Source organism: uncultured Sunxiuqinia sp. (assembly GCF_963974515.1).
Taxonomy (GTDB): Bacteria; Bacteroidota; Bacteroidia; order Bacteroidales; family Prolixibacteraceae; genus Sunxiuqinia.
Window position 1 is genome coordinate 1 of the sequence record NZ_CAXBDD010000159.1, and the last position, 5,248, is coordinate 5,248.

3 protein-coding genes are annotated in these 5,248 nt (G+C 40.9%); all 3 read left to right on the forward strand.

The features are described from left to right. The coding region (locus AAC033_RS18125; protein WP_339740765.1) for a hypothetical protein at nt 1–945 on the forward strand (945 nt) is incomplete at its 5' end. A gap of 77 nt (nt 946–1,022) precedes the next feature. Beyond that, complete coding sequence (locus tag AAC033_RS18130; RefSeq protein WP_339740766.1) at nt 1,023–2,981, forward strand: hypothetical protein; 1,959 nt, start codon at nt 1,023–1,025, stop codon at nt 2,979–2,981. A 6-nt stretch (nt 2,982–2,987) separates the two neighbouring features. Continuing rightward, on the forward strand, nt 2,988–5,248 hold a 2,261-nt coding region (locus AAC033_RS18135), incomplete at its 3' end, for a DUF5722 domain-containing protein (protein ID WP_339740768.1).

Genomic DNA, 5,248 nt, shown 5'->3' on the forward strand with positions numbered 1-5,248 from the left:
AATGGGCATTGCTCCGCATTTAATCTGCCAGGTTCCTTTGGCCGTGATTTTAGTCAAACAAAAGGCTTTGATCCCAGAGTGGATGGGTACTTGTACGGCTGGAATTTTGAGGAACAGTGGGAAAGGGCTTTTGAACTTGATCCTGAGTTAGTGTTTGTTACTGGCTGGAACGAATTTATAGCCGGTCAGTGGTTGCCAGAGCATGGGTGGACAGGAGAGCCATTTTCCTTTGTTGATCAATTTGATTGGAAGCGCAGTCGCGACATAGAACCTAACAAAGGATGGGGAGACAAAGGCGATGTTTACTATCTGCAACTGATAGATAAGGTCAGAAAATTCAAAGGCATGGATGAGTCAGAGGAAGCATCAGAGCCCAAACCCGTTAAAATAGGGAAGGCCGGTCAATGGGATGATGTAAAGCCTTATTACATGCATTACAGAGGCAACACATTCCATCGCGACCATTGGGGGACATACAATAAGTACTATGTAAATAACTCAGGGCGCAATGATATTACCGGTGCAAAAATCGCTCGCGATTCTGATAAGCTTTATTTCTATGTTGAAACATCGGATAAACTCACTCCTTCCACAGACAGAAACTGGATGATGTTGTTTATTGACAGCGACAGAAACACAGAAACCGGATGGAATGGGTATGACTTCATTGTTAATCGAGTAAGCCCGGATAAAAACGTAAAAGTAGAACGAAACGTTGGAAACCGCTGGGAATGGGAAAAAGTTGCAGAAACAAACTATGCCGTTAACGGAAACAAACTGGAATTGGAAATTCCCAGGGATGTGCTGAATCTAAAAAATAAGAGCGTCAATATCGAATTCAAATGGAACGACAATATGCAGGAGAACGGAGACATTATGGACTTTTATATAAACGGGGATACGGCACCCGGCGGTCGTTTCAACTTTGTATACAAAAGCCAGTAATACCAATTACTTGAAGCACGACGCTACTGGTTTGATCATGATAAGATGTTAATAGTGAAATTTTATACCATGCGACGATGAAGAATATCTTTTTAGGGATCCTGTTGATAATGGTTTTTGTGGAAGCAAAAGCTCAACAATCGGTTCACCTCGATGTCGATAATATTTATTGTATAGGGAATGGAAAATTAGCGGCTTATTTTACAAAAGCCGACATTATCCAGCTTTTTGGCGCTCCGTATAGCTCTCCATCTGTTTTGGAGATGATATTAAACGATACGACTTTGAGTGTTCGTTCTCAGCGCGAACCCGGTGCAGCTATTTGGACCCATACAATTGAAAAAGGTGGTGATAAAGTAGGGACGATTACCGATTTTGTCGATCCGGAAAAGCCGGTTTTAATCAGGGAATTTGATTTTTCGAAGTCAATAAGCTTTTCCTTATCTGTATCTTCTGATGTAACACTTATCTCAAATGAAAAAGGAACAAAAAAGCATGGAATTAATAATGCCATACTAATTGAATCACCACGAGGGAAAGCGATATACAACGACTACCCCATGCCGTTCCGACAATATTTTCAGATAGCCTCAAAAGGAACTGTTTTCATTTCAAAACAAAGCAACGAAATTGTTTGTGAGCCGGGAAAAGGAACACTTTATTTTATTGGTGGCCCTGAATATCCGGATTGCATGATTAACAGCCAGGCTGCATTTACAGTATCAACCGATGAAATATTGGCAGAATCAAGAACATCGTGGAAGCAATTTACAGACCGGCGCTTGGATTTTAAGAAGCTGTTACCTGTCCATTTGCCTCAGCGCGAAAAATTGCTGCAAACAATTGATGATGTAGCGATTAATATAAAAACTCAACAGGCATCAGAGGGAGGTGTCTTGGCTGGTCATAACTATCATCTTGGTTACGTGCGCGATCAATATGGAGTATCGCGCTGTTTGCTTAAGCTTGGTTACATCAGCGAAGCGAAGCAAATTCTGAATTTCTACTGGGAAGTATGGCAAAAGCAGGGGGTTATTAAAAATGCTCAGGGCTTAGGTATTGATGTATTTCATGTGCACGAAAATGATGAAGTGGAAATTACCGGGTATTTTATTCTCCAGGCGTTCAACTATCTTGATCACAGTAAGGACGATGCATACCTAAAAGAAATTTTCCCGATGCTCGAATGGGCATGGAATTGTCAGGTTAAAAATCTGGTTAAGAACATGTTGCCATTTAATGGCGACGAAACGTATGTTGCCGGAGCAGTATTGCCTCGCTATGCTCTAAACGATGGATCTGCAGAGGCAACGCTGCTGTTCATTACCTCTGGTAACAGACTCATCCAATGGGTAGAAAAAAATGGTTTGTGGGAAAAAGAAAAACTCAAAGAAAACAAGTTGATCTTAGAAAGCACCGAAGATAAATTTCGTCCTAATTTTATTGTTGATGGCGTTTTATATGCCAATAATCCTGAACGAATTGAAGGCCTCGAACTCCCGCAGTTCCGTCATGGTGTATGTGAATCCATGGGGGGTGAATTATGCAGATTTTTTGGATGGACTCAAAAAAATGAAAACAACCGTTACCTGTGTTCTTTCTGTTTTGCCAACAAAACTTTGGAAGCAGTTAAGGCCAGTCGTTTCAATATACAATCGGTAAGCCTTGTTCCGCTATATATTCAAGCCGATTTGTTTGATGCAAATGAGATTTTTGCTATGGTAGATAAGATCGTAACGCTATACAATACTGCCGGTAAATTTCCTTCTCGTCCTGATGGGAATGTTACGGTTGGGTATGACTATGGTCTGTTTCTGTATAATCTAACCGCACTCAATCACCCGTTAAGCGAAGAGATATACACAAAGATGTTATCTGTGCTCGATCAAACAGGAGCATGGGTCGAATATTACGCAGACGAAAAACCTAAAGGGACACGCTATCGCCCATGGGAAAGTGCAATAAATTTGGAAGCAGCGATTGAATTTGCCTTGAATTATAAGTTGGATAAAACTCCGGTAAAGAATCAATTTTGACAGATTATGAAAAGACTTTTTATCCTACTAAGTTTTTTACTGACAACAACTATTTTATTTGCCTCGAAAGTAGAAGGTGAATGGACGACTACAATTGATACAGATAATGGCCCGTTAACTTTTACAGCCGAGTTTGCAGTAAATGATGGTAAAATTACGGGAACGCTTACAAGCGATACGGGCGCGGTTGAAATTGAAGAAGGAACAATTAAAGGAGATGAATTCGAATATTCTTTTTACCTCGATGTGAAATACACCCATAAAGGAAAACTGGTGGACGGTAAACTAGAAATAATATCGACTGCCGATAATGGCGATATGACATTTTTTACCTTTATACCCATCTCCGGAAATGCTCAAGCTAAGAATTCACTTCTGAATCTGGATTCAACAACAGTGAATCAGCTAAAAGTAGAACGACAGGGAAATGATACCTGGGAATTGGAAACACAAGGATCGGATCCCTGGATTGCTACTTTGCCATTAAAAAGGGCAATCGATCCAGATGCGACTGTATTGTCCTTTGATTATTTCTGTCCCAAAGGTTTAGATCATATACAAGTTTTTTTTGGTCCCGATATTAGCGAAGCACGCTCAAAATGGGTTCATAAAGTCGGAATGTCGGAGGGATGGGTTTCATATACTATTGATCTAAGCGAAGAAATTGGAGCGTGGGGCAAGGTTGGTGATTGGCTTCGAATAGATTTGGGCGGAAAACCCAAGGTGACGCTGCAAATTCGAAATATCACATTCCGGGAAATGACAATGCGTGAAAAAGAAATAGCTGCTAATCGGGAAGAAAAGAGACGATTGGAAGCTGAAATGGAAGCACGATTGAAGGCGTATTTAGAGATGGAATATACGTCAGATATTACCAAGGTGACAGTAAGTGATTCTAAAATTTCAGTTGAAGGTAACTATGCAGGAACAGATAAAGTTTATTTGTGCGAAGTTTCACCTTATCAGGATGTAACGGAAGAAACCAGTTTTGAAACGGCTATTTTGCTAGAGTCGAAAAAATTCAAAAAAGAATTAGATCGACTTGTAACCCGAAACGGAGTAGATTATGATCGTGTACTTTCCAAGTGGGTGCTTGCTGAAAAAACGAGCAAGGGTTATGAACTTGTCTCTCATGGGCATTATCCTGATGTTATTTATTCAAAATACAATTACCCAAAAGAAATAGTAACAAGTAGGAAAGGTTTAGGTGGATTTAGTACCAGCCGAGGTCATCTGGAAGATTTGGACGAACTGGACATAAGCAGTGCAACAGTTAATATTTGGTTTTCAAGATTTATGTTTTGCGAACCTGCGCCGGGCAGAATAGAACATGTTTACAACAGGAAATCGTACTATTTTAATGAAAAAGATGTAGCCGGGTTTGATGAAACCTTTCGTACCACCGCTGAAAAGGGAATTGTAACAGCAGCTATTTTGTTGGTAGATAAAGCCGAACAATGCCCTGATCCTGCAATTGGAAAATTGTTACAACATCCCGATATGGACCCTGCCGGGATTTATGCCATGCCAAATATGACCACTCCGGCGAGTGTGGATTGCTATGCTGCCGCTCTGGACTTTCTGGCAAGTCGTTACAGCCGTCCTGACAAAAAATATGGACGTATTAACCATTGGATTATGCACAATGAAGTGGATGCCGGATGGGTTTGGACAAATATGGGCGAGAAAACAGCCTTGATTTTTATGGATACTTACATAAAATCGATGCGCATGTGTTATGCCATTGCCCGAGAATACAATCCTCACAGCGAAGTGTTTGTTTCACTTACACACTATTGGGCGTGGACTTCTCATCCTAAGTTTTATCCAGCAAAAGACTTGATGGAAATTCTGATTCAATACACCCAAAGAGAAGGTGATTTTGAGTGGGCAATGGCGCATCATCCTTATCCACAATCGTTGCATGAACCAAAAACATGGCTCGATGGGCAGGTGGATTTTACTTTCGAATCGCCTTTAATAACCTTTGCCAATCTGGAGGTAATTGATGCGTGGATAAAACTTCCGGAAGTGCTTTATAAGGGCAAAACCAAACGTACACTTTGGCTTTCGGAAAATGGAACAAACTCTCCAACTTATTCAGATCAAGATTTAAAAGAGCAGGCTGCGGGTTTTGCTTTTGCCTGGAAAAAGATGAAGGTGCTGGACGGCATTGATGGTTTTCAATGGCACAATTGGGTTGATAACCGAGGCGAGGGTGGACTTAGAATTGGGCTTAGGCGATTCCCTGATGATGAAACCGATCC